Source organism: Mucilaginibacter sp. P2_A5 (assembly GCF_056404995.1).
The window spans coordinates 14,824-38,864 of sequence record NZ_JBFUCY010000003.1 but is presented as its reverse complement, the minus strand read 5'-3'; the positions used below and the strand labels follow the sequence as shown (position 1 = coordinate 38,864).

19 protein-coding genes and 2 tRNA genes are annotated in these 24,041 nt (G+C 41.9%); 11 read left to right on the top strand and 10 right to left on the bottom strand.

All coding sequences use genetic code 11. The annotated features are described in order from the left end of the window. Positions 1-3 precede the first annotated feature (3 nt). Together AC1DXF_RS03390 and AC1DXF_RS03385 are read left to right on the top strand one after the other, a co-directional pair. Positions 4-74, top strand: a tRNA-Cys gene (locus AC1DXF_RS03390). Positions 75-107: 33 nt separating this feature from the next. Continuing rightward, complete coding sequence (locus tag AC1DXF_RS03385; RefSeq protein WP_090652361.1) at positions 108-281, top strand: spore protein; 174 nt, start codon at positions 108-110, stop codon at positions 279-281. Positions 282-466: 185 nt separating this feature from the next. Here AC1DXF_RS03385 and AC1DXF_RS03380 read toward each other — a convergent pair whose 3' ends face one another. Further along, a complete protein-coding gene (locus AC1DXF_RS03380) occupies positions 467-1,510 on the bottom strand; it encodes a quinone-dependent dihydroorotate dehydrogenase (RefSeq protein ID WP_477446124.1) in 1,044 nt (347 codons plus the stop codon). Positions 1,511-1,678: 168 nt separating this feature from the next. Here AC1DXF_RS03380 and AC1DXF_RS03375 point away from each other — a divergent pair, with 168 nt between their 5' ends. From AC1DXF_RS03375 to AC1DXF_RS03345, 7 genes are all read left to right on the top strand, one after another. Next, positions 1,679-2,449, top strand: coding sequence for an SGNH/GDSL hydrolase family protein (locus AC1DXF_RS03375; RefSeq protein ID WP_477446122.1), 771 nt, complete (start codon positions 1,679-1,681; stop codon positions 2,447-2,449). Between the two features lie 214 nt (positions 2,450-2,663). Next, complete coding sequence (gene abc-f, locus AC1DXF_RS03370; RefSeq protein ID WP_477446120.1) at positions 2,664-4,586, top strand: ribosomal protection-like ABC-F family protein; 1,923 nt, start codon at positions 2,664-2,666, stop codon at positions 4,584-4,586. Between the two features lie 144 nt (positions 4,587-4,730). Further along, positions 4,731-5,156 (top strand): hypothetical protein, encoded by a 426-nt coding sequence (locus AC1DXF_RS03365; RefSeq protein ID WP_477446118.1) that lies wholly within the window; start codon positions 4,731-4,733, stop codon positions 5,154-5,156. 13 nt (positions 5,157-5,169) lie between these two features. Continuing rightward, positions 5,170-6,420, top strand: coding sequence for a type IX secretion system plug protein (locus AC1DXF_RS03360; protein ID WP_477446116.1), 1,251 nt, complete (start codon positions 5,170-5,172; stop codon positions 6,418-6,420). 53 nt (positions 6,421-6,473) lie between these two features. Further along, the gene (locus tag AC1DXF_RS03355) at positions 6,474-6,965 is read left to right on the top strand and encodes a hypothetical protein (protein ID WP_477446114.1); all 492 of its coding nucleotides are present in this window, start codon (positions 6,474-6,476) and stop codon (positions 6,963-6,965) included. A gap of 121 nt (positions 6,966-7,086) precedes the next feature. Then, the gene (galB, locus tag AC1DXF_RS03350; RefSeq protein WP_477446112.1) at positions 7,087-9,519 is read left to right on the top strand and encodes a beta-galactosidase GalB; all 2,433 of its coding nucleotides are present in this window, start codon (positions 7,087-7,089) and stop codon (positions 9,517-9,519) included. Between the two features lie 123 nt (positions 9,520-9,642). Beyond that, entirely contained in the window at positions 9,643-10,767 is a 1,125-nt protein-coding gene (locus AC1DXF_RS03345) for an AI-2E family transporter (RefSeq protein ID WP_477446110.1), read from the top strand. Positions 10,768-11,005: 238 nt separating this feature from the next. On the opposite strand, the gene AC1DXF_RS03340 is transcribed toward AC1DXF_RS03345, so the two are convergent. The 6 genes from AC1DXF_RS03340 to AC1DXF_RS03315 all read right to left on the bottom strand — a co-directional run bounded on the left by AC1DXF_RS03340 (position 11,006) and on the right by AC1DXF_RS03315 (position 16,478). Continuing rightward, positions 11,006-11,437, bottom strand: coding sequence for a hypothetical protein (locus AC1DXF_RS03340; RefSeq protein ID WP_477446108.1), 432 nt, complete (start codon positions 11,435-11,437; stop codon positions 11,006-11,008). Next, positions 11,437-11,901, bottom strand: a complete 465-nt coding sequence (locus tag AC1DXF_RS03335) for a hypothetical protein (RefSeq protein ID WP_477446106.1) — start codon at positions 11,899-11,901, stop codon at positions 11,437-11,439. The genes AC1DXF_RS03340 and AC1DXF_RS03335 overlap by 1 nt, the downstream gene beginning before the upstream one ends. A 515-nt stretch (positions 11,902-12,416) precedes the next feature. Further along, positions 12,417-13,754, bottom strand: a complete 1,338-nt coding sequence (locus AC1DXF_RS03330; RefSeq protein ID WP_477446104.1) for a M16 family metallopeptidase — start codon at positions 13,752-13,754, stop codon at positions 12,417-12,419. Between the two features lie 15 nt (positions 13,755-13,769). Next, positions 13,770-15,149, bottom strand: coding sequence for a M16 family metallopeptidase (locus AC1DXF_RS03325; protein ID WP_477446102.1), 1,380 nt, complete (start codon positions 15,147-15,149; stop codon positions 13,770-13,772). A gap of 119 nt (positions 15,150-15,268) precedes the next feature. Further along, positions 15,269-15,967 (bottom strand): hypothetical protein, encoded by a 699-nt coding sequence (locus AC1DXF_RS03320; RefSeq protein ID WP_477446100.1) that lies wholly within the window; start codon positions 15,965-15,967, stop codon positions 15,269-15,271. A gap of 145 nt (positions 15,968-16,112) precedes the next feature. Beyond that, complete coding sequence (locus tag AC1DXF_RS03315) at positions 16,113-16,478, bottom strand: iron chaperone (RefSeq protein ID WP_477446098.1); 366 nt, start codon at positions 16,476-16,478, stop codon at positions 16,113-16,115. Between the two features lie 293 nt (positions 16,479-16,771). On the opposite strand from AC1DXF_RS03315, the gene AC1DXF_RS03310 reads away from it, so the two are divergent. Beyond that, positions 16,772-16,844: transfer RNA gene (locus AC1DXF_RS03310), tRNA-Phe, on the top strand. A 231-nt stretch (positions 16,845-17,075) separates the two neighbouring features. Beyond that, the gene (locus AC1DXF_RS03305; RefSeq protein ID WP_477446096.1) at positions 17,076-19,385 is read left to right on the top strand and encodes an ATP-binding protein; all 2,310 of its coding nucleotides are present in this window, start codon (positions 17,076-17,078) and stop codon (positions 19,383-19,385) included. A 284-nt stretch (positions 19,386-19,669) separates the two neighbouring features. Here the strand turns inward: AC1DXF_RS03305 and AC1DXF_RS03300 are convergent, their stop codons facing one another. The 3 genes from AC1DXF_RS03300 to AC1DXF_RS03290 all read right to left on the bottom strand — a co-directional run bounded on the left by AC1DXF_RS03300 (position 19,670) and on the right by AC1DXF_RS03290 (position 23,414). Beyond that, positions 19,670-20,551 carry an alpha/beta hydrolase gene (locus AC1DXF_RS03300; protein WP_477446094.1) on the bottom strand — a complete coding sequence of 294 codons (882 nt, stop codon included), beginning with the start codon at positions 20,549-20,551 and terminating at the stop codon, positions 19,670-19,672. Between the two features lie 83 nt (positions 20,552-20,634). Next, complete coding sequence (locus tag AC1DXF_RS03295; protein WP_477446092.1) at positions 20,635-21,765, bottom strand: alpha/beta hydrolase-fold protein; 1,131 nt, start codon at positions 21,763-21,765, stop codon at positions 20,635-20,637. An 89-nt stretch (positions 21,766-21,854) separates the two neighbouring features. Continuing rightward, on the bottom strand, positions 21,855-23,414 hold the full coding sequence (locus AC1DXF_RS03290; protein ID WP_477446090.1) for a glycoside hydrolase family 43 protein: 1,560 nt from the start codon (positions 23,412-23,414) through the stop codon (positions 21,855-21,857). Positions 23,415-24,041: the final 627 nt, after the last annotated feature.

Below are 24,041 nucleotides of genomic sequence, written 5' to 3'. Positions count from 1 at the left end.
TAGGGTCGGGTGGCCGAGTGGCTAGGCAGAGGTCTGCAAAACCTTTTACAGCGGTTCGAATCCGCTCCCGACCTCAAGGGTATTAAAAACATTAAAATAACAACACCATGGGCGTTACACGTTTAAAAAGAAAAGATAGAAAAAACAAAACTACTTCACGTTTAGAAGTTCAGTTTTTAAAACTGGCTACTAACCTTGAGTACGGAAGCCGTTCTGCCGAGAAAAAAGGCAACCAAATCCAAAAAAACAACGAAGCTTTAGCTATCGCTGCCGGTAAATAATCTATCTGTTTTAAAGCGCCTGGCGCTGAAAAAGATCTTATAAATCCTGCTGGTTTCAGAAACCGGTGGGATTTTTTTGTTGGTTGGAATTTTCTGAACCGGAATTTATCGAATTCATCAAATTGACAGAATTTTAAAAACAAAATTCAAAAAATTCCTTAATTCGATAAATTCCGGTTCAGAAACTACTTCGAAAGAAGACTTCTATTTATCCTCCCAATCAACCCCGGCCCTTCGTAAATAAAACCGGTATACAGCTGCACTAATGATGCGCCGGCATTCAGCTTCTCGATAGCATCATGGGCAGAGTGTATGCCGCCCACGCCAATTATCGGGAACGATCCGTTTGATTTTTTGTGAATATAGCTGATAACTTCGGTTGAGCGTTTGGTTAGCGGCATGCCGCTAAGGCCGCCCATTTCGTCTTTTAAGCTGGCTGGTGAATTTAAATTTTCCCTGCTGATGGTTGTATTAGTGGCTATAAGGCCTGCAATGCCGGTTTGCTGTACAATCTCTACAATATCATCCAGCTGCGAATCTGTAAGGTCTGGTGCTATTTTGAGCAGGATAGGCCTGTTGATGCCATTTTTTGAATTACGTTGCTGCAAGGTATTCAGCAGGTTCATTAAAGGCTCTTTTTCCTGCAGCTCGCGCAGGCCGGGCGTATTGGGCGAACTTACATTCACCACAAAATAATCAACCACATCAAAAAGGCGATCGAAGCATTTGATGTAATCGCTTACGGCATCTTCATTAGGGGTAACCTTATTTTTGCCAATGTTACCGCCTATGATCAGGCTTTTTTGCGCGCCTTTGGCATTTTTGCGGAAGGTGGCTATACGTTCTGCTGCTACATCAACTCCAAAATTGTTGAAGCCCATGCGGTTAATGAGCGCACTATCGGCCGGTAAACGAAACATACGTGGCTGCGGGTTGCCGGGCTGGGGCAGTGGGGTAACGGTACCAATCTCTACAAAGCCAAAACCTATGTTGGCCATTTCGCCCATCAGTTCGGCATTTTTATCAAAACCGGCGGCAAGGCCAACCGGATTTTTAAATTTCAGACCGAACACTTCGCGCTCCAGTCGCGGGTTGTTTGCATCCCATATGGCCCGGCTTAAAGCAGCGCCACCCGGAAAACGGTTGAAGCGCTTTAAATTGCGGGTTACAAAGTAATGTACTTTTTCGGGATCGAACTGGAACAGGATGGGTTTTAATAAAAAATACATGGCGCGAAGTTAACAAATACTGATAGCTGTATAAACCAGAATTTTATGAAAATTAAATCAGTAGCTTATATTAATAAGGCAAATGCTGGTACAAAATTCAACAAAATTTAAAAAAGCCGGGTAAATCAGTAAATTCGGAAATCCAAAATCAAATCTATCAAATCGTTTATGAATAATATTTTTAAACCCAATCGCCGTAATTTTTTGAGAACAGCATCGGTGGGTACCATTGCTGCAATGGGCTTGCCACAGATAGTTTCGGCTGCATTAGCCGGCAGTAAACCATCAAGAAAAATCAGTTTCAATACCGGCGACGTGGTGCTTTTCCAGGGAGATTCTATTACCGATTGGGGTCGCGATCATAACAGTATCGAATTTAATACAACCAGCGCCTTAGGCTCGGGTTACGCGATGATCACAGCATCGCAGCTATTGCTTAACCACGCCGATAAAGATCTTAAAATTTATAACAAAGGTGTTAGCGGTAATAAGGTATATCAACTGGCCGAACGCTGGGATACCGATTGCCTGGCCCTTAAGCCAAATGTGCTAAGTATCCATATAGGCGTAAATGATTTTTGGCATACCCTTACCAATGGTTATACCGGTACTATAGATAATTATATTGCTGATTATAAAAAACTGATAGATCGTACCAAGGCAGCCTTGCCGGATATTAAACTGGTTATTTGCGAGCCATTCGCCCAAAAAGGTGTTAAAGCTGTCGACGATAAATGGTACCCAACGTTTGATTTGTTCCGCAAGGCGGCCAAAGATATTGCCGAACAATACGATGCCGTTTTTGTACCCTACCAGTCGGCATTTGACAAAGCCGAAAAAATTGCCCCGGCCACCTACTGGAACCGCGACGGCGTGCACCCCAGCGTAGCCGGCGAAGCCCTGATGGCTCAAACGTGGCTGAAGGCGGTGGGAGCATAGGTTGGAGGCGAAAGGTAAAAGGTTAAAGGTAAAAGGTTTTTTGGGGAGGGACTGAAGGCGAAGCTTTTTGATTAAGCCTTGAAGGCCTTTCTCCTTTTACCTTGTGAAGGAAAATATCATTTTTCTATCATCTTAATACCTTTCACCTTTAGCCTTTTACCTTTCACCCGGGGCCTGCCTAAATTCGGCTCAAAAACCGTATATTTGCGCCCAAATGATTGCTATAAATAACCTTACGTTTGAGATTGGTGCGCGGGCCCTTTACGATGAAGCCAACTGGCATATAAAACCTGGTGAAAAAATTGGTTTAATAGGTGCCAATGGAACAGGGAAAACTACCCTTCTGAAAATTATTGTAGGCGACTATAAACCTACATCGGGCACCATATCAATGGCTAAGGACCTTACCATGGGTTACCTTAACCAGGATTTGCTGTCATACTCATCTGATAAAAATATTGTGCATGTGGCCATGGAAGCTTTTGAACGCCAAAACCAGCTGCACGACGAGATAGAAGTTTTACTAAAAAAACTCGAAACAGATTATACCGAAGACCTGATTAACAAACTAAGCGATAAGCAGCATGAGTTTGAACTGTTGGATGGTTATAACATTGAATACAAAGCGCACGAAATTTTGGCCGGTTTGGGCTTTAGCGAGCAGGATTGCCAGCGTAAGCTAAGTACATTTTCGGGTGGATGGCGTATGCGGGTAATGCTTGCCAAAATCCTGTTACAGGCACCGGATATTCTGTTACTGGATGAGCCTACCAACCACCTTGACTTACCGTCAATCCAGTGGCTGGAAGATTATTTGAAAGCCTTTAACGGCGCTATCATCATCGTATCGCACGATAGGTGGTTTTTAGATAAGGTTATTAACCGCACGGTTGAATCGCGTAAAGGTAAGCTGACTGTTTACGCGGGCAATTACACTTTCTACCTGGAAGAGAAAGCCCAGCGCGAAGAAATTCAGCGCGGCGAGTTTAAAAATCAGCAATCAAAAATAAAACAGGAAGAACGTTTGATCGAACGTTTCCGCGCCAAGGCATCCAAAGCAAAAATGGCGCAATCGCGTATCAAAATGCTTGATAAAATGGAGCGGGTAGATGACGTGGATGATGATAACCCATCGGTAAACTTTGCCTTCCGTTTCTCTAAACAATCGGGCAGGCATGTGGTAACGTTAGAGGATATTGTTAAAAAATATCCTGCCATTGACATTTTGGATGGTGGCGAAGCTGTAATTGAAAAGGGCGATAAAATTGCTTTGATTGGAGCCAACGGTAAAGGTAAATCAACCTTGCTGCGCATCATCGCCAATGCCGATCATGATTACACCGGTAAAGTAACAACCGGCCATAATGTAAGTACCACCTTTTTTGCCCAGCACCAGTTGGAATCATTACACCTGGAGAACCAGATTTTACAGGAGTTGCAGGCATTTGCACCAAAACATACCGATACCGAACTGCGTACCATTTTAGGTTCGTTTTTGTTTACCGGCGATGATGTGTTTAAAAAGATCAAGGTATTATCCGGGGGCGAAAAGTCTCGTGTGGCGTTAGCTAAAGCGCTTACTGCGGATGCAAACTTCCTGGTATTGGATGAGCCCACCAACCACCTGGATATGCAATCGGTAAATATCCTGATACAGGCACTGGAACAGTACGAGGGTACTTTCATCGTGGTATCACACGATAGGTATTTCCTTGATAATGTGGCCAACAAGATTTGGTTTATCGAAGATCAAAAAATAAAGATATATCCTGGTACCTATGCCGAATTTGACGAGTGGTATTCAAAACGCAAGTTAGAGCCAAAAGCGGCTACGCCTGCACCTCAGCCTAAAAAAGAGGAGAAGAAGCCCGAGCCTGCTAAACAACAACACGGCGAAAACAAGCACCAGCAGTTAAAAAAACTAAACCAGGACCTGGCCAAAATGGAAGAACAAATAGCCACGCTTGATAAAACAGTGAAAGAGTTTGAAGCCAAACTGGCCGATACAAAAATATATAACGATAGCCAAAAGCTAAAAGAAACCAACGCCGCTTACAACCAAAAACAAGCCGAGCTGAAGCAAATTCAGCAAAAATGGGAAACTTTGGCTGAACAGATTTTGGAGCTGGAAGCGTAATGTTTTTAAGACTTACGAAGTTTCAAAAACTTCGTAAGTCTGGTAGTCATTATGATAATTGAGCCGCTATTGTACTGCAATGGTGGTTTTTTTATTTACGTTTTTTTATGATAGCCTATTTTATAACTTTAAACCTATAGCCCTATGATAGAGCCTCACCGCAAACTCACCATCGCTGTTTTAATCGCAAGTTTATGTATGTTAATAGGTGTAGGTCATGGGATTGGCCCGATAGTCATATTGGAAGTTATGATTCCGTTTCATCATAATTATCCGTTATCGTTTGCATTAGAGAGAAAATATGAGGATAATTTGGCAGCCTCGGCAATATTTTTGTTTGCGGGGCAGATGTTGTTGTTGTTTACCACTGTCAAAAGGCAGATACCTGGCCGGTTGTTTGCATTGTTTGTTTTATGGGTAGGCTTCTTTTATCTTGTTCATGGTATATTTATTAGTGATAGCCTGGCCTGGTTTAGCTTTTGTACCGGTTTGCCTTTTTTAACAATGTCGGTTGTATTGTTTAGTTTTGATATCAAACAGTACTCACAAAAAACGAAGGTTGATGACTGAAAAATTGAAATTGATGAGAGTTTTTTGCCTGTTAATTTTTGCTGCCATTTCATTTCGGACGTTTGCCCAAGCTCCCTACGATAACAATGTTTACAACCCTGCCATTAAAAGTGTGGAGTTTAACGGCACGGGCAAGCAGCCATTCCCGGTGATAAACCTGGGCAGCGATGATAAAGTGCTTTTGGCTTTTGATGACCTGCGTGGGGGGACCCGCAATTATAATTATACCATCGAACATTGTGATGCCAACTGGAACTCCTCAAACCTTTCGCCGACCGAGTACCTGCAAAGCTTCCAGGACGATAGGTTTTATACCTTCAGCTACTCCATAGGTACATTTCAAAAATATACCCATTACGAGCAGCAGATCCCCAATGACAACATCGCCCCCAAAATATCCGGCAACTACATTCTGAAAGTTTATGAAGATGGAGATCAATCCAAAATGATCCTCACCCGCCGCTTGTATGTGGTAGGCCAAAAAGTTTCAATTGCTGCCAGCACCATTGCATCGCCAAGTACGCAAACCCGCCAAACCAATCAAAAGTTAAACTTCACTGTCGATTATGGCAGCCTCAGGGTGCAAAACCCATCCTATGATATCCGGGTTTTTGTAATGCAGAATGCACGTACATCAACGGGTATTTTAAATACCCGGCCTACTAATATCCGCGGCTCTTCGTTAGTTTATAATGATGTAGCTATAAACGATTTTCCGGGCCGCAATGAGTTCCGGCTGTTTGATCTGCGTACGCTCAAGCTAAACTCGCAGCGGGTGGCCAGGATTTATAAGGATACCGCAAACATAGTGGTGCTGATTGGCGACCCATGGCGCAATAATCCCAATTATGTGCAGTACTTTGATAATAACGGCAAGTTTTATATCCTGAACCAGGATGGCAGCGACGCACGCAACGACGCAGATTATGCCCGCGTATATTTTAGCCTGGCCGCAAATACCACCGGGAACGACGGCACGCCATACATTGTAGGCATGTTTAACGATTATAAAATTGACGACCGCAGCAAACTTACGCGCGACGAGAATGGCCGCTATTATATCAACCTGCTGCTAAAGCAGGGCGTATATGATTATGAATATGTTTGGGTTGATAATGCAACAAAAAAAGCCGACGATATACCCATTGAAGGCAGCCACTTTGAAACCGAAAACGATTACCAGCTACTGGTTTACTACCGCCCCGCAACGGCCCGCTGGGACGAGCTGGTAGGGTTTGGTATGGTGAATACGGTGAAGAAGTAATAGCTTCCGTAAGAATTTAATTTTGTACTTTTAGCCAAACTTACCTTATAAATATGCGCTTACAATTTCCTGCAATACTTGCTGTAGCTACTTTATTAACCACAAGCTGTAAAAAAGATGCGTCCGATACAGCTATTGAGGTGCACGTGCAAGCTGGTAGTGGAACAGCCTTAAGTGATAAATCAATATCGTTATTGTCGGATGATAACCGCGTTTATTGGAATGACCCAAAATCGGCAAAAAAGAGTGATAATAATGGCAATTTAACTTTTAAGGTAACGCCCGGCAAAAATTACTATTTATACCATTATGCCGATGACGGCAAATTGATATATAACGCCGAAGCGAGCTTTATTGTAATTGGCAAATTTAGCAGTCAGCAACAGATTAATACTTCACCGGGGCAAACACCAGAGGCTAAAGTTGGTGATGATATTTACCAGGATGTAAATGTAGATGGGATAATTAATAATCAGGATAAAGTTTTACAGGTATCACCTCTTGCCGCGGGTAAAATAACAAGTGTAAATTTTTTACTAAACTAATAAAGCATCGTCCATATCTATTTGTTGGCGTTGTTATATTGGTTTTTTATTCGACCCTTTCACATACCACAATTATTTATAATTTAGTGTCGTAATTACATTTAATCCAATTACTGCCTATATGTACGCTATAAAATCATCCCCCAAGGTCATTAAGCTTAGTGGCCTGTTGCTTGTCGCGCTGTTTTTTAGTGCCAATACGTTTGCTCAGCAAACCCGTCAAACACTTGATTTTGATAAAGGCTGGCGCTTTAACCTTGGCGAAGTAGTCGATGCCGAAAAGCCGGCAACCAGCGATGCCAAATGGCGCAGCCTTAACCTGCCGCATGACTGGAGTGTTGAAGGGAAATTCAGCAAAGATAACCCCGCAACACCCGAAGGTGGCGCATTGCCCGGTGGCATAGGCTGGTACCGTAAAACATTTACCGTTCCGGCATCATCCAAAGGTAAATTGGTTTATATCGATTTTGATGGCGTATACCAAAAAAGCCAGGTATGGATCAACGGCCACCTGCTTGGTTTCAGGCCCAATGGTTATATCTCGTTCCGGTATGAGCTAACTCCATATCTAATCTATGGTGGCAATAATGTTATTGCTGTTAAGGTTGATAACTCGGTTCAGCCAAATTCGCGCTGGTATTCAGGTTCTGGCATTTACAGGAATGTTTGGCTGGTAACTACCAATAAAACCGCTATTAATCATTGGGGTACTTTTGTAACCACTACCGATGTCAGCGCTGCATCTGCAAAAGTAAATATTAAAGTAAGCGTAAAAAATGGATCATCCTCTGCTGCGTTGGTTGTAAAAACTACTTTATATGATGCACTTGGCAAAATAGTAGCCGACGGCGGATCGATACCATCTAAAGCACAACTGCAGGATACTGTGTTTGAAACAAATACTACCCTTTCAGTAAAAAATCCAGCCCTTTGGAGTGTTGATAAACCTTATTTATACAAAGCGGTTACGCAAGTGCTATCTGGCAAAACCATTATCGACGAGTACACTACCCCTGTAGGCATCCGTTATTTTAATTTCGATTTGGACAAAGGTTTCAGTTTGAATGGTAAAGCCATGAAAATTTTAGGCGTGTGCGATCACCATGACCTGGGCAGCCTCGGCGCGGCCATCAATACGCGCGCATTGGAGCGCCAACTGCAAATTTTAAAAGCAATGGGTTGTAATGGTATCCGTACCTCGCACAATCCACCAGCGCCTGAGTTGCTTGATCTTTGCGATAAAATGGGGTTCATTGTAATGGACGAAGCCTTTGATTGCTGGGAATGGGAAAAAGCGAAATATGATTACCACCTGTTTTTTAAAGAATGGCATAAACGCGACTTAGAAGACCAGGTGCTGCGCGACCGTAACCACCCCAGTGTAATGATATGGAGTATTGGTAACGAAATTCCGCAACAGCATGATACCACGGCTTTAAGGATAGCCCCTGAACTTGCTGCCATTGTACACAGCCTTGATACCACCCGCCCTATAACCGCGGCCAACAACAATCCGGATAAAAATAACAAGATCATAAGTTCGGGTGCGATAGATTTAGTGGGTTACAATTACCATGAAGGGGAGTACGCTGCATTTCATGACCGCTACCCAGGTAAAAAATTCATAGCTACCGAAACAACATCCGGCCTTGAAACCCGCGGCTTTTACGAAATGCCATCAGATAGCATCCGTGTATGGCCCGAAAAATGGGATAAACCATTTGAAAGAGAAGGTAATAACGTATCGGCTTATGATAACGTACGACCACCTTGGGGATCGACGCATGAGATGACCTGGAAAGTGATGAAAAAATATGACTTCCTTTCGGGGATGTTCATCTGGACCGGCTTTGATTATTTAGGCGAACCAACGCCATATAGCTGGCCGTCGCGCAGTTCGTATTTTGGTATTGTTGATCTGGCTGGTTTCCCTAAGGATGTTTATTACATGTACCAAAGCGAATGGACAAACAAAACAGTACTGCACATATTTCCGCATTGGAACTGGACCCCCGGCAAGGTGGTGGATGTTTGGGCTTATTACAATAATGCCGATGAAGTGGAGCTTTTCCTGAACGGCAAATCATTAGGCTCCAAAAAGAAAACCGGCGAAGATCTGCATATCATGTGGCGTGTAAAATATGAGCCAGGTACGCTGAAAGCCGTTTCCCGTAAAAATGGTAAAATTGTACTAACCCGCTCGATCCACACAGCAGGCGAACCGGCAAGAATAGAACTATCAGCAGATCGGAAAGTGATTAAAGCTGACGGAAAAGACATGTCGTTCATCACCGTAAAAATATTGGATAAAAACGGCAACGTAGTTCCTGATGCCGAAACGCTGGTTAACTTTAAGATCAACGGCCAGGCCACCATAGCCAGCGTTGATAACGGCGACCCGGTAAGTCACGATTCATTTAAAGTGCCGTACCGCAAAGCATTCCACGGGTTGGCTCTTGCCATTGTGCAGGCTGGAGAAAAGGCCGGAGTTGTTACGTTTACCGCAACATCAAAAGGGTTGCCGGCAGCTACGATTACGTTAAATACAAAATAGAAGGGATCCAAATAAAATACTTATCGATATGTCATTGTGAGGCTTCGTGCCTTGCAATGGCATTTTTATTTTAAAAGCATAAACATTTACTATCCTTCAAACAATTAAGCTTTTTACTCCTTGATGGATAATACTTTATCTCCTGCTTTTATGCCTGCCAAAGAATACCCTTTTTATCTCAAGAGCACCGTTATCATGTTCGGGCTCATTTTATTAGTCTATATATTTTCACAGCTGGCCGATGTTTTTGTGCCGATAGCCTACTCCTTATTCATCGCTATTTTATTGAACCCGCTGAGCAACTGGCTGGAAATTAAAAGAGTACCCAAAGCGTTGGCTATTTCCATTACCTTATTGCTGGCATCCATCGTAATAGCAGGATTGTTTTATTTTCTATCTACCCAAATTATCCAGTTTGCCGATTCGCTGCCCGTGCTGAAACAAAAGTTTGCAGCAATATCCGTTGATGCTAAAGATTGGGTAGCAACAACTTTTGGTTATTCTATTCAAAAACAAAACCAATTAATTAAAGAGGCAATGGATAATAGCCATTCGCTGTTAGGGAGCACTTTAGGCTCGGTGATAGGCGTTTTTGGGTTGATATTGATTATTCCAGTATATGTTTTCCTGATACTATATTATAAAACTTTGTTGCTCAACTTTTTCTACGAAGTGTTTTCGGAGGAAAACTCCAAACGCGTGGCCGATGTATTGCATGAAACCAAAGCGGCAATCCAAAGCTATATTATAGGTTTGCTGATAGAAATGATCATCGTGGCAGCCCTGAATTCCATGGCACTTATCCTGCTTGGCGTAAAATATGGCATCTTGATTGGGGTTATAGGGGCCATACTTAACCTGGTGCCATACCTTGGCGGTATTATAGCCATTGCGCTGCCAGTGTTGATGGCAACCGTCACTAAAGATGGCTATACAACACAACTGGGCGTCATAGTAGCCTACCTCGTAATCCAGTTTATTGATAACAATATCCTGGTGCCTCGTATTGTATCATCCAAGGTGCAAATCAACGCGCTCATATCAATCATTGTTGTATTGCTGGGCAACATGTTATGGGGTCTATCGGGTATGTTCCTTTCTATTCCCTTTATTGCAGTGCTGAAGATTATTTTTGACAGAATAGATGGCCTGAAACCATGGGGCAAACTGCTTGGCGACACCGTACCCACCCGCCACAAAGGTGAGATATGGGGGAGGAGGAAGAAAGTTATTTTGCCAGCGGAGTAAGTCAAAATTCAAAACTCAAAATTCAAAAAGGAGGCAAGGCGATCGATGTAATGGTGGCTATAAAAATCAAAAGCCAAAATCGCTTTGCAATTTTGACTTTTGATTTTTTAATTTTGACTTAAATTAATGGCTGACGCCATTCTCGCCTTTATTCAAAGTTCCGTTGATGTATAATACCTATTTTACTTTGCAGAAGCAAGGGCGGGTAAGTCAGATAAGGATTAAACATTTTTTTGATTTAGCTGATTTTTTGTTGAGGTGATACTCTAATTTTCTCAAATACTATAAAATCGCTATTTTCTGAAATTGAAAGCTCGTACAAGTCTTGATTTTTTATACACTCTAGGACTTCTTTATAAATTAGCGCTTGAGATTCAGCTTTTATATTGTCAGCTCCTTCTGGGCCTGTTTTGGGATGTACAAACATTAAGTACAAGCAATCGTTTTTTATTATAACTAAAAAGTACAATCTAAATCCACCAGAACCAACCAATCTCTTTTTTATGAAAGGCTCAGTGTCACTATTATTAAGACGAGTGCCATTGCACAAATCAGCCGTATTTTTTCCAAAAAAATACTCAACTAATTCTTTTTCTAAATTTTTATATGGTTTTTTGTTTTTAAGTTTTTCGAATTCAACCTTAAAACGCTCTAAACAATAGATATTCATTAGATCAAAGAAAGTTCCTTTGTGGTTTCCTTGAATCCGGGCACGTTAGGTAAGTGGAAAAAAGTCGTGTCTAAGTCAGATACAATCTCTTTTAAATCATCAATGCAGGCTTTGAATCTATGTATTTCGTCCTTGGCAATACCTTTTTCTTTAATTGAGTTTATTTTAACGTATTGCCTAATTAGAACAGAATGCAATTCTCGTGCTGAAGCAATAAGATCATTTATTGCCATTAGACAATCGTCGTCTATCCCGCTCATCCAAGTAAGACCTTCAAGACTCCCGTTTATTCGTTCCACCTTGTCACACCTTTCAGAAAGATTTTTTTTGAAATCTAAAATTTTATCCAAAAACGTATTAATCCTTTCTTCATAAGTCGCACTCTCTTTCTTTTCTTGGAAAGACGTTTCCCTTATAAATTGGAAAGTACTATTAATTTTGTCTATAGCTGGGGCGCAATTCATATGTGGTTCTTTAATGAAATTTACCTAATTTACTATACTAGTTAGCAAGTATGTTTCCAAATATATACCAAACATTTGAAAAAATCATTTGCAGCAATCAAAGGCGATAATATTCCAAAAAGGGATGATTTGCTTGTTTATTGCCTGAGTACTATAGGTATAACATTCCAGTAGGTGCGATTTTAAAGGCTCGTAAACAAATATTTTATATTAAGCAATGTGCAAGGATGATGCAGCTATAAATAATTAATTGTATAGAGATTTTGTTAATTGCATTAATTTGATTGTAACAATAAAATGACAATTGAGCCTCGTCATAAATAACTTTTTTGTAAAGTATTGGATGTAAAAAGGCCAGGTAATTCAATATTTGGAGGTAAGCCTATATATCAATTTATACCATTGCCAATTCAAAAAAAGGGATCGGCCAATTGGTTTGGATGGAATGCTTTATAAAAGCAAAAGCCAAAACCGCGATGCAATTTTGACTTTTGACCTTTTAGTTTTGACTTAAATTAATGACTAACACCATTCTCGCCTTTATTCAAAGTTCCGTTGATGTATAAAATTTGGTTCACTTTTTTAGGATCGCCCTGGTATACCCAAACTATATTGTTGATGTAGGTTTTAAAGGCGTTATTAACCTGCTCTACTGTTAATTTTTTAACATCGTCTACCAAAGTTAATGACCGTTTCCAGTTATCAAACAATACCTCGTTTGATGCTATAGATGATGCCTGGGCGCTGTTGGTTTCGTTTTTATAGTAAAAACCGGTTAGGTAGGTAACTTTCATATTGGCTACCTCTTCGGGTTTAAAGCCTTCTGTTTTTACTTTATCAACCAGCTTATCAAATACAGCTATATATTTATCCGGCTGGGTGGTTGATACCGAGAAGCGGGCGGTTGAAGTTTGCCCAACGCTAAACCAGGCTTGCGGGGCGTATGATAAACCGTTGTTGGTACGCACATCTAAAAAGTGGCGGTTAGCGAAGATACGCATGGCCACGTTAAAGGCATCAAAATCTTCGGTACCCGGTATTGGGCCGCTGGTGATGCCTTCTACATAGTTGGTAGCTAAATCGCGCTTTTCCACATTAATGCTGTTTTTGTAAACTTTAAACGATGCTTTTTTAAACGTGAATGCAGGGCCTTTTTTAACACCATCCAACATCGCTTTTACTTTAGCCTCGATAGTAGCCTGGTCAAGATCGGCCACTACAACAATCAGCAAGCGCGATTTGGTGAAGATTGAGGTATAATAAGCTTTGGTTTCTTCGGGAGTTAATTTAGTCAGTATGTCCACTGTACCCATAGGGTCTTTGGCGTAGTCGCGGTTTGCAAAGGCAATTTTATCGGCAAACTTATCAATGGCATTATCGGGCCTGGAGTCAAGGCTTTTTAAATTGGTAATGGCGTCCTGTTTAATACGTGCAAACTCCTTGGCATCAAAACGTGGCTGGGTCATGGCCTCAACATATAGCGGCCAAACCACGTCTAAATCGCTTTTAATACAGTTCATGCGAACTACCGAATAGTTTTTGTTGCTGTAACCGTAAATGGTTGAGCTAACTTTATCCAGGATATCCTTAAACGCGTTTTTATCGTGTTTAAGGGTGCCGCATTCGGTTAGGGCGTTCATCGCCATAGATTCGATCCCCATTTTTTCGGCAGTGTAGTTTTGTACGCCGCCTTTAATAATGGTTTGTATCTCTACAATATCATTACCGCTTGGCTGTACAATTACCTTAACACCGTCAACCGAAGTTTCATAAGCAGTTTTTTGTGCCTGTACTGTTTTTATATTTCCTATCGCCGCTATAATTAGCAGGCCGAACATATATTTCTTCATCATGATAAGATCTTTTAATTACTTAGCTACAAAAAATGAAGCCGCATTCAGTTGTTTACTCAAATCGGGCGATATAATTAAGCCGGCCGCGTATGGTTTGCCTATAATATAGGTATCCACAAATTTTTTGATGTCGGCACGGGTTACCTTCTGGTAATTACTATCAAGGTCGGTAGCAAAATTGAGCGATGTGCTGCACCATTGGTAACTCAACTGGCTGGCCAGGGTTGATGGTTTCTCTTTGCGGTGGATGCTGTTACGCAACAAAATGGCTTTGGCATCCTTCAGTTGCTCATCGGTGTAATAATCGTCTTTTGCCCACAAGCTTATCTGGTTAATTACCTCATCATAACATTCTTTTAATTTGGTTGGATTTGGCTCAATACCCATATCAATAGGGCCAACGTACCGACTGGTGGTATAATTTACGTAAACGCTGCTTGCCAGTCCTTTATCAACCAATGCCTGCTGTAATTTTGACGAGTTTAAACCTATAATGGTACCAAACAAATCCGCAGCCACGGTAGATGCCGAATCGGTTAAATACGACGGCCCCTGCCATGAAATTTGCATCGATGGTGTTTGCGCTATGGTAGTTTCTTTAATAAAATATTCTTTTTTGGTTAACGGCTTAAATGGCGGGATAGGATATTTTTCGTGCGGATTGAAACCACTGCTTTCCCAATCGCCAAATATTTTTTCGGCCATGGCAAAAGCCGCGTCATGTTTTACGTCGCCGCAAATGGTAAGCAAGCTGTTGTTAGGGAAGTAATATTTGTTTTTGATAACCATCATTTTCTCGGGCGTAGCGGTGTTGATCACTTCGTGAATCCCGATTGGGTTTTTACGGGTGATAAGGTCGCCCCACAATTTTTGCTGGATACCGTACCATAACTGGAATCCCGGATCGCTTTCGGCACGCTGAAACTCACCGTCAACAACGGGTCGCTCTTTTTTCATGTCCTCTTCGCGGTAAATAGGGAAACGGATGGCGGCGTTCATGAATTTTAAACCGGCGCTAAGGCTGTCCCTGTCAAAAGTAAAAAAGTAGTTTACACGCTCCACATCGGTAGTACCATTCCAGATGGCGCCAAGCTCCTGGGTGCGTTTCAGGAACGATGCCTGGTCGGGATAATCTTTGTTGGCTTTAAAAAACATATGCTCGAACATATGCGATAGGCCGCTAAATTCGGGGCCTTCGGTATAAGCACCGTTTTTTACGGCAATTTCGATAGTGGCCAAAGGCACTTTGCTATTTTCAATAACAACCACTTCCAGTCCGTTTGGAAGCTTTTTCCAGAAGTAACCTTCCGGTAAGCGGGGCTGCGCAATTGCAAGGCAAAAGCTAAATACCCCGATAACACTCAGTGTTAAGGTTTTAATAAGATTTCGGGTCATAGATATATTATAATGTTTTTAAACACCATAAATATATTGGTATAAATTATGAAAAGGAAAAATTTATCCTTTTTTAACTTAATTTTTAGTTAAAAGGTATAAATCGATTAGGATATTATTTATAAGCCCGATTTAATACTATTGTAAGGCATGCCTAAATCATCGATGGAGTATTGGGTAAGTATGCTATCTTTTATGGTGATATAATCTCCACGGTCGGTAACAAACCATTTTTCGATACCATCTTTAGTAACCACTGTTGGGATTGTTGCCGATACCACTTTGCCTGTTGTATCCAATTCCAGTATATAATACTCCTTCTTCGGGTCGGTTAAGTCTCTGAAAGGGATGATAACGGTATGGTTATTATCATCAATAAAGTGCCCGAAAAAGTTTTGGTCTTTTAATTCCTTTGGATGAAAATTAATCAGTTTTTGGGCCATTTGGGCAGATACGCCGGTAATTTTCAGCCTTACCACATTGCCATCTGAATCTTTTAAAGTATCCAGCATAGTGGCCGTTTGGGCACTGGGATATTTGGCAATGGCGTAAAAATTATTCGCCCCGGTATTTTTATCGCTATGGCCGGGCAGCATATAACAAAGCTGCAGGTTGGGCAAAGCTGCACTGTCCGATTTTATTTTTCCGGCGATGTCAAGCAGTTGGTCCTTGGTGAGGCGGGCTTTGATATTAACGATAACCTTACTGGCCGTGTCTGATTTAGTTACTTTGGATATACTGTACCAGGCAACATCTTTTTTGGTGCAGGCGGATGCGAGCAGGGCGATAGACAAAATATAAACAGATAGATTTTTCATAGCGTTACAAAGATAACACGATTTTTCACTCAGTTTTATTTTTCCAAAGGCGTTAAAGAGGGCCGCGTAGTTTAATGATTTGCCATGATTTGCCAGATTTGTGTGTGTAGCGGGGCGGTAATATGGATAATTGAAAAAAAAGGGTTTACTTTTTTGCTTTTTCCAGGTTCCGCTTTACCAGGAATTTGGTGATCCTGGTTATCAAATCTAAAGGCATTGGTTTATCCAGGGGGAATTGAACCGATCCTTTGGCGCCTTTGTAGTTGGATAGTTCTTCTTTAAATTCATCTATGCCGCCTGGTGTAGGGTAAAGCCCAATATGGTTTTTATAGCCCGCAAAGTAAATAAGGTTGCCGTTGAGGGTAAAGGCAGGCATTGCATAGCTTATCTTTTCTTTGGCTTCGGGGGCCGCTTCCCTGATGGTAGTACGTACCTGTTGCAGTATTTGCTGAACATCCTGGGGGAAGGCTGCAATATATTCATCAATAGATGTTGGTTTAGTTGTCATCATAACATTGGTTTTAGGCCTTGATAGCCAGGTTTATAAATGTTTTAAATACCTAAATATACAAAACCTATGCAAACTGATGTAGTTAGATTGTTTTTATACATCGTTTTTTTATATCAGTGGGAATACTGGCCAAATAGAAAGATAAATGGTAATTAAGGTAATGAGTAAGGGTAGTGTTATTATAGTAAAAATAACGCCCTTTGTTACAGTGTGTTGAGTTGTTTTTTTAAACTATTTTCAAAAAATAATTCTCAAACACAAAAAAAAAGCTACATTTGCACTCCCCAAAAGGAGGTATCATAGCTCAGTCGGTAGAGCAAAGGACTGAAAATCCTTGTGTCGCTGGTTCGATCCCAGCTGATACCACAAAAAATACACTATGTTATATATAATAGTGTGAAAGCGTTCAAGAAGTTTTTATAAAGCCTTTAGATGAAACTCTGAAGGCTTTTTCTTTATCGGTTAATTTATATTTCTACGTTGGTATGAATTTCCTATTTTTAGGCAGGCTATCATGACCAGTTCAAAAATCCGAAGACCTTTTTACTAATGAATTTCAAACCTTTATCATTAAAATACACATTGACGTGCTTGCTTATGCTGATTTCGCTAAGTGTTTCAGCTCAAAAAAAAGAGCGGGCTCGTATCGATTCGCTGCTCAAACAGCTGCCTCCCGCAAAAGAAGACACCAATAAAGCTAACCTGTTAATAAATCTGGGGCGAACCTATTCAACCTTCAAAAAAGCAGACTCTGCCGTTTACTATCTGCAGAGCGCCCGGTTACTGGCAGAAAAGCTTCCATGGCAAAAGGGCGTGGCCAGATTATATTATTATCTGGGAGACCATTACTATAGCCAGGCAGATTACATCAAAGCGCAAAACTATCTGAAGGAAGCTACTGAACTGAGTTTTAAGATCGGCGATTACCAGTTTGCCTTTAAATCGGTTAGCTACCTTGCCGGCGCGATATATGCGCAGAAAAAAGGTTCCGCGGTGATCAGCTACCTGTTGCCTGCCGCCGGACGTTTTAAAAAAAACAACCAGACGGGACTACTGATAAATACGTATGTGCTGATAGGGAATGGTAGCCTGCATGAATTTAATTACAATACAGCCATGGATTACTTTGATAAAGCATTGAAACTGCAGGCAGCCACTCCGCGTAACTATTTGAGCACATACGATTTGATTGTGGTAGCCAACTTCTATTTTCGGCTGCACAATATCAAAAAAGCAAGGACGATCTTTCTGAAAGCCGCCAAAATGGCTGAGCAGACCGGCGATAAGGGCGGCATTGTCGATACTTACATTGGTCTGGCGCATTGTGCCGATGTGGAGCATGATTATTCCAGGGCAATGGTCTATTATAATAAAGCGATACAGGTAGCTCAAAAAACAAATAACTATAATAGTTTGTGCGGGACAGAAAATGAGATCAGCTGGGATTATTTTGTAATGAAAGACTATGACAAGGCCTGGCTGCATGCTAAACGCGCGACATCCTATATAAAAGCCGACTCATCAATATTAGCTTATGCATTATCTACTTTGGGCAGTATTTACAGAGAAGCGCCAAATTCTGTTATGGAGAAGGCAGGCTTGAAACCTGGCCAGCAGTATGAGAAATCGCTTGCCTTATTATCTGAAGGGCTCAACTATGGCGAAGCGCACCGGGATTTTGATTTGGTGAACGAAAGCTGGAGGGAGTTAAGCCTGACCTATGAAAAAATGAACCGTTATGCCGACGCTTTTAAAGCCTACAAAACCTATATAACCCAAAGGGATAGCACAGACAGCTTAAAGAACGAAAAGGCTATTTTACTGAAAGAGGCGCAACTTAACTATTCGCATAAAGAAGATTCGCTTAAATATAATCAGAACATTACGAACGCTCAACTGAAACAAAAAAAGCAGCAAAGTTATTTTTTTATAGGGGGGATAGCCGCATTATTGGTTTTGTCGCTGTTTATCGCGCTGAATTACAATAACCAGCGCAAGTCGAACAAATTGCTGGCTGCCGCCAATGATCAGGTCACCAATGCCAATCATGAACTGAGCGAACAGCGCGAGGAAATAACAGCCCAGCGTGATCAACTGGAGCATACTCTTGCCAATTTAAAAACGGCCCAGCAGCAACTCATTCAAACAGAGAAAATGGCCTCCCTGGGTGAACTTACAGCAGGTATAGCACATGAAATACAAAACCCGCTGAACTTTGTAAACAATTTTTCGGAGGTAAGTATTGAATTATTAGATGAATTAAAAGAAGAAGCGCGAGCTGGTCATCATGAGGATGTGATAGCTATAGCCACTGATCTTACCCAAAACCTGGAGAAAATAAATCACCATGGCAAGCGTGCAGACGGCATTGTCAAAGGCATGCTGGAGCATAGTCGCCCCTCAACCGGCCAGAAAGAACCAACCGATCTGAACAAGCTGACTGACGAGTACTTACGGCTGGCCTATCATGGTCTCCGGGCAAAAGACAAAAGCTTCAATGCCGAACTGATCACTCATTTTGAACAAGGCCTTCCACGGGTAAATATCATCCCGCAGAACATTGGCCGTGTTTTGCTCAACCTATTCAATAATGCCTTTTATGCCACACAACAAAAACGAAAAATAGCTGGCGAGGATTATAAGCCGACAGTTGAAATCACCACTTTACTGTCCGTAGATAATATTGTTATTCATGTGAAAGATAATAGCATCGGTATCCCCGATGCTATTAAGGACAAGATATTACAACCGTTTTTTACTACAAAGCCAGCCGGCGAAGGCACAGGTTTGGGATTGTCACTTAGTTATGATATTGTGGTAAAAGGACACGGAGGAAATATTGCCATAAATAGCACAATTGCGGAAGGGGCTGAATTTATTGTTCAGATACCATACTTTGTGACATAGATCACCCCGGATCACTTAACTACAACAATTTGAACCAATAAATTTATTGGTTCAAATTTGCAATTAGCTGCAAATTCGAAAGGAAATGGTTCGAGATTTGTACAGTAGCCACCACACTTTCAAAAGCTTCTTAGGTAATTCTAAGAGGCTTTTTTTGTGGGGAAAACACCGTTTAATGCCATTTTGAGGGATCAAGCAGAATTATAAGCACTCTGTTTATTCGTTCCTCAGTGCATCGGCTCATTTATTCGTTATGTATGCCCGTTGTTTTGATAATAGTTAACTTATTTGTTTCCGCCAGTGACATCGTTGTTGAATTTTGCTATATCAACAGGTTTGAACAATAGTTGCGAAAACAGATATAAATCGTTCTTCCATACCCTGAAATCATGCACGCCAGGCTCAATGTAAAAGATATGGGGAACATTGTTTTTAACAAGGTAGTCGTGGGTACGCTGGCTAAATGAGATTAAATTGTCGTGATCGCCACAGGAAATCCAAAGTAGTTTCAATTTACTTTTGGCCAGTTTAGGGTTAGGAAGCAATTCTTCGGGCTTACGGGTGTTGGGAGCGGAAGAAAATCCGCCGATCCACGCAAAAATGTCAAGATTTCCTAACCCAAAATTGAGCGACTGCCCCCCGCCCATAGACAAACCGGCCAGTGCCCGATGCTCCCGGTCTTTATAAACCGGGTATTTCCCCTGTATAAAAGGCACCAGGTCGTTAAGTAAATCTTTTTCAAAATCAGAGAAAGCCTGTACTTTGTCAGGGGCCATAATATTGCCGGTGGCACGGTCTTCTTTCATTGCCCGGCCATTGGGCAGCACTACAATCATTGGCTCAAGCTTACTATCGGCATACAGGTTGTCCAGAATTATCTCAGGATGTCCGTTGTTGAGCCATTCAAATTCGTCGCCTCCGATACCGTGTAAAAGGTATAATACCGGGTATTTCTTATTTTTTGTAATGCCGGGAGGCAGGTAAACGGTTGCCCTGCGCGTTACGCCAACTGTCTTGGAATCATATTTGATGGTATCGATGACACCATGCGGTATTCCGGAACGAAACGTGTCGAAGCCGGCGGGCGCCTGTTTAACTGTTGTTTGGGCTTTTGTAATGCTTGTGAGAAGCACCAACAAAATAATGAGACATGTGTGTTTTTGCATAGTATTTAGGACTGTAAATGATTATTGATAAGTAAGAATAAAGGCTCGATGTGTGGCCTTTTTAAAGTGATTCATAATTTAGGTCAATTAACATTGAATAGCATTGGCGCCAGTTCATGAAGACTGCGCCGCCATGTCAGAAACTCGTGCGCTGTATTTTCAGAAACAAATGATATCGCGTTTATGCCGGCACTTTTTAACTCAGCTGACGCATTTTTTACACCATCCGGCCTTTCGCGGCTGCCACAGCTCATAAATATCAGTTTCACCTTCGACTTATCTTTAATTTCGGCTGATGTATAGGTGCCACCGCTTAGAAGACCGTAATAGGCAAAAAGATCAGGATTGTTGAGCGTGATCATGTGGGTTTCCATGCCACCCATTGAAAGGCCTGCCATAGCGCGATGGGCCCTGTCGGCAGAGGTTCGGAAGTTGGCATCGATGTATGGGATCAACTCGTGGGTTAAAACTGTTTGGAATGGTTCAATCTTAAAACTTTTTAAGCCGCCGCGGCCAATCTTAACATCATTGGTCATTCCATATGTCATTACAATAATAAAGGGCTTTGTCTTGCCTTCCGCTATAAGGTTGTCCATAATCAGATTGGCGTGTCCCTGTTTGCTCCAGGCGGTTTCATCCTCACCCCAGCCATGCTGTAAATACAATACCGGATATCGGTCACTTTTGTTTTTATCGTATCCGGGAGGCGTATAAACAAAAGCCCTGCGCGAGGTACCTGTACTTGGGGAAGGGAACAGAACCTGTTGTACATTACCATGCGGGACGTTTTTAAGCGAGTAAAAATCCTGATCATGAGCGGGTATTTCTATCCCGCTTTCCCACCTGGTTGAACCATAGAAGTTCAATGTGCCGGGGTCATTAAAAACTCCGCCATCTACGGTCAGATGATAATAATGAAAGCCTTCATCCATCGGGCCTTCTGTGGTGCCGGTAAAAAAACCGTCGGCATCTTTTGATAGCTTAGTGCCACCCCGGCCGCCCAGGCCCAGGCTGACCTTAATACTATCAGCCTGTGGAGCTTTAATACGGAACCGGGCATAACCCTGTGAATTCACCTGGGGATAATCTTGCCCCGGTTGGTTAAAAACCGAGGGCTTAAAGTCATCCGCTAAACCTGGCAGAGTGTTTTGTGCATCACAAATGTGAGCAGTAATCATAATTGCCGCAGCAATAGATAGCGTTTTCAGATTCATATTGTGTAATTTATGGTTTGCTTAAGTTGATTTAGGTGTAACACAAAACGCTCCGGCGAACCTTTGGAGCCATGCTTTATTCGAAAGGATTACTCTTCCTTTATCCTGAAAAAGTCAAAATCGGCATATCCTCCCGGTACTTTGGTAGCAAAATTGAACAGGCCAAACCGATATCCCATGAAATGAGGTATCGTATAAGCCATTTGCAGGGTCGAGCCAATGGTATTCCATAGTTTACCGTCAACGCTGTAAAAGAAATTGCCCTTATCCGTTTTTTCTCTGAAGTCGCACGAGGCCTTCAGATAGACTACCCTGCGGCTTAGTGGTATCCTGGCTACCTGGACCGGAGAATCTGTTTGAGCATTGACCATCACAATAAATTTATTTCCGTTGATTACTTTCACGCCAACCCATCCGTACCTGCGTTGCAGCAAAACAATGCCCGCACAATCGCCATCTTTCATATGAGAAACATCGATAGCGGTGACGCCGGTACAGATAGGCCCGAAAGTGCGCTGTGTAAGCGTGTTGCGTGCCAATAACAAATTGGTATCAACCCGTCCCGTTGTTAACCGCAAATAGCCGGGGCGTTTGGTAAGCGACCACAATGAATTGGCCGGATTGTGATTCCATTGCCAAACCAGGGGTAAAGGCCGGTCAGCCCGGCTCCGGGTAAATTCGTCGGATGCTACAATAGCAGGTATTCTGCCTATAGCGGCTGGTAGTTTAACTGTATCAGAGACTTTACCATTTTCGCCTAAAACAGGCCATCCATTGTCCCATTTAACCGGAGCCAGATAAGGTACGCGGCCAACGGATCCGTAATCCCTAAACAAGTAGCTATACCAATCGCCTTCAGGCGTGTCAACCAAACCACCCTGGGCAACGCCCTTATCCTGTAATGCAACTCGGCCTTCATATGGGCCTGTCAGGTTATCGGCACGGTGGATTATTACAGTGCGCATGTTTCCCTTTGGCCAGGTGATATTGAATAAATAATATTTTCCGTTGATTTTAAACATTTGCGATCCTTCGGCACCAAGTCCGCCATTACCCGAAACAGCGGTAGCATTTTCAATAAGCACCCTGGGGGCTGTACCCTGTTTGATCCCTGTCAGATCGTCACTTAGCTCGGCAAGCATAATCCTGCCGCTGCCGTAAATCATGTAAGCCTTTCCGTCGTCATCAAAAAATAAAGAATGATCATGCAGCGCCGGTTTAAACGATACTGCCTTCCATGGGCCTTTTTCAATATCCCTGGTCGAAAAAATATAAGTTTTGCCGGTAGTTTGTGCAAAGGTGCTTACATAAAATATACCGTTGTGATAACGCAGGCTGCTGGCCCAGGACCCGCGGCCATAAGTGCTTTTGCCATTTGCCAGGTTAAGCTCATCAACATCATCCAATATGTTGTAGACATAGTTTATGATTTTCCAATTGACAAGGTCGTTGGATTTCATAATCGGTAATCCCGGGCTCATGTGCATTGTGGTGCTGCTCATGTAGTAATTACGCCCCACGCGGATAATTGATTGATCTGGAACATCTGTAAATACGGTAGGGTTTCGCGCCGTCTGCGCCTGAGTGTTTAACAGCCCCATTGTTAACATCCATAATAATGGCCATATCCTGGTTAGTCTTTCTTTCATATATTGTATGTCTTTGTTCTATAATTACTTAATTACTAAATTGATCTCAATATATGAATTCATTTAAAAGGGCAGCCATTTAAACGGTCAGGCTTAGTACCTGGGAGAATTATACAAAGTTCCCGATTCAAAAATTTACTGCATCTCACAAATCAAGAAGTTTATATAACAAATGTTCAAAACCGGAGCAAGTTGTACCATATTATCGTTTAAGTAAAATGATCATGAATAATTTGATAGCGGTATATGGCCGTTATATAGGGTATTTTGCGCGTGTTCGTTTCCGGTTCAGTGCCTTCCTGCTTATTAATGACTTTGAAACCAACATTTGAACAAAAGTATCATGAATTTGACGATTTGTGATACTTGAAAAAAACGAAAGCGCTGAACTTCGGCAGCAGCTATGACAACACTCTTGTCGCCATAGACAATTATATAAACCAAAAAAGCATTTTGAATTTTTGATATCGGCTGGGCAGGCCCCGCTAATGTCACCTCTGGTTTCGCAATCGATTGTATCGGCCAGGTCAAAATCAATGTTTTAACCTTTGATAAATAATAAAAATGAAAAATGTGATAAGAGGCCCAGACAAGATTCGGGGCAAGTGCTAACCAGGACTAACCAAA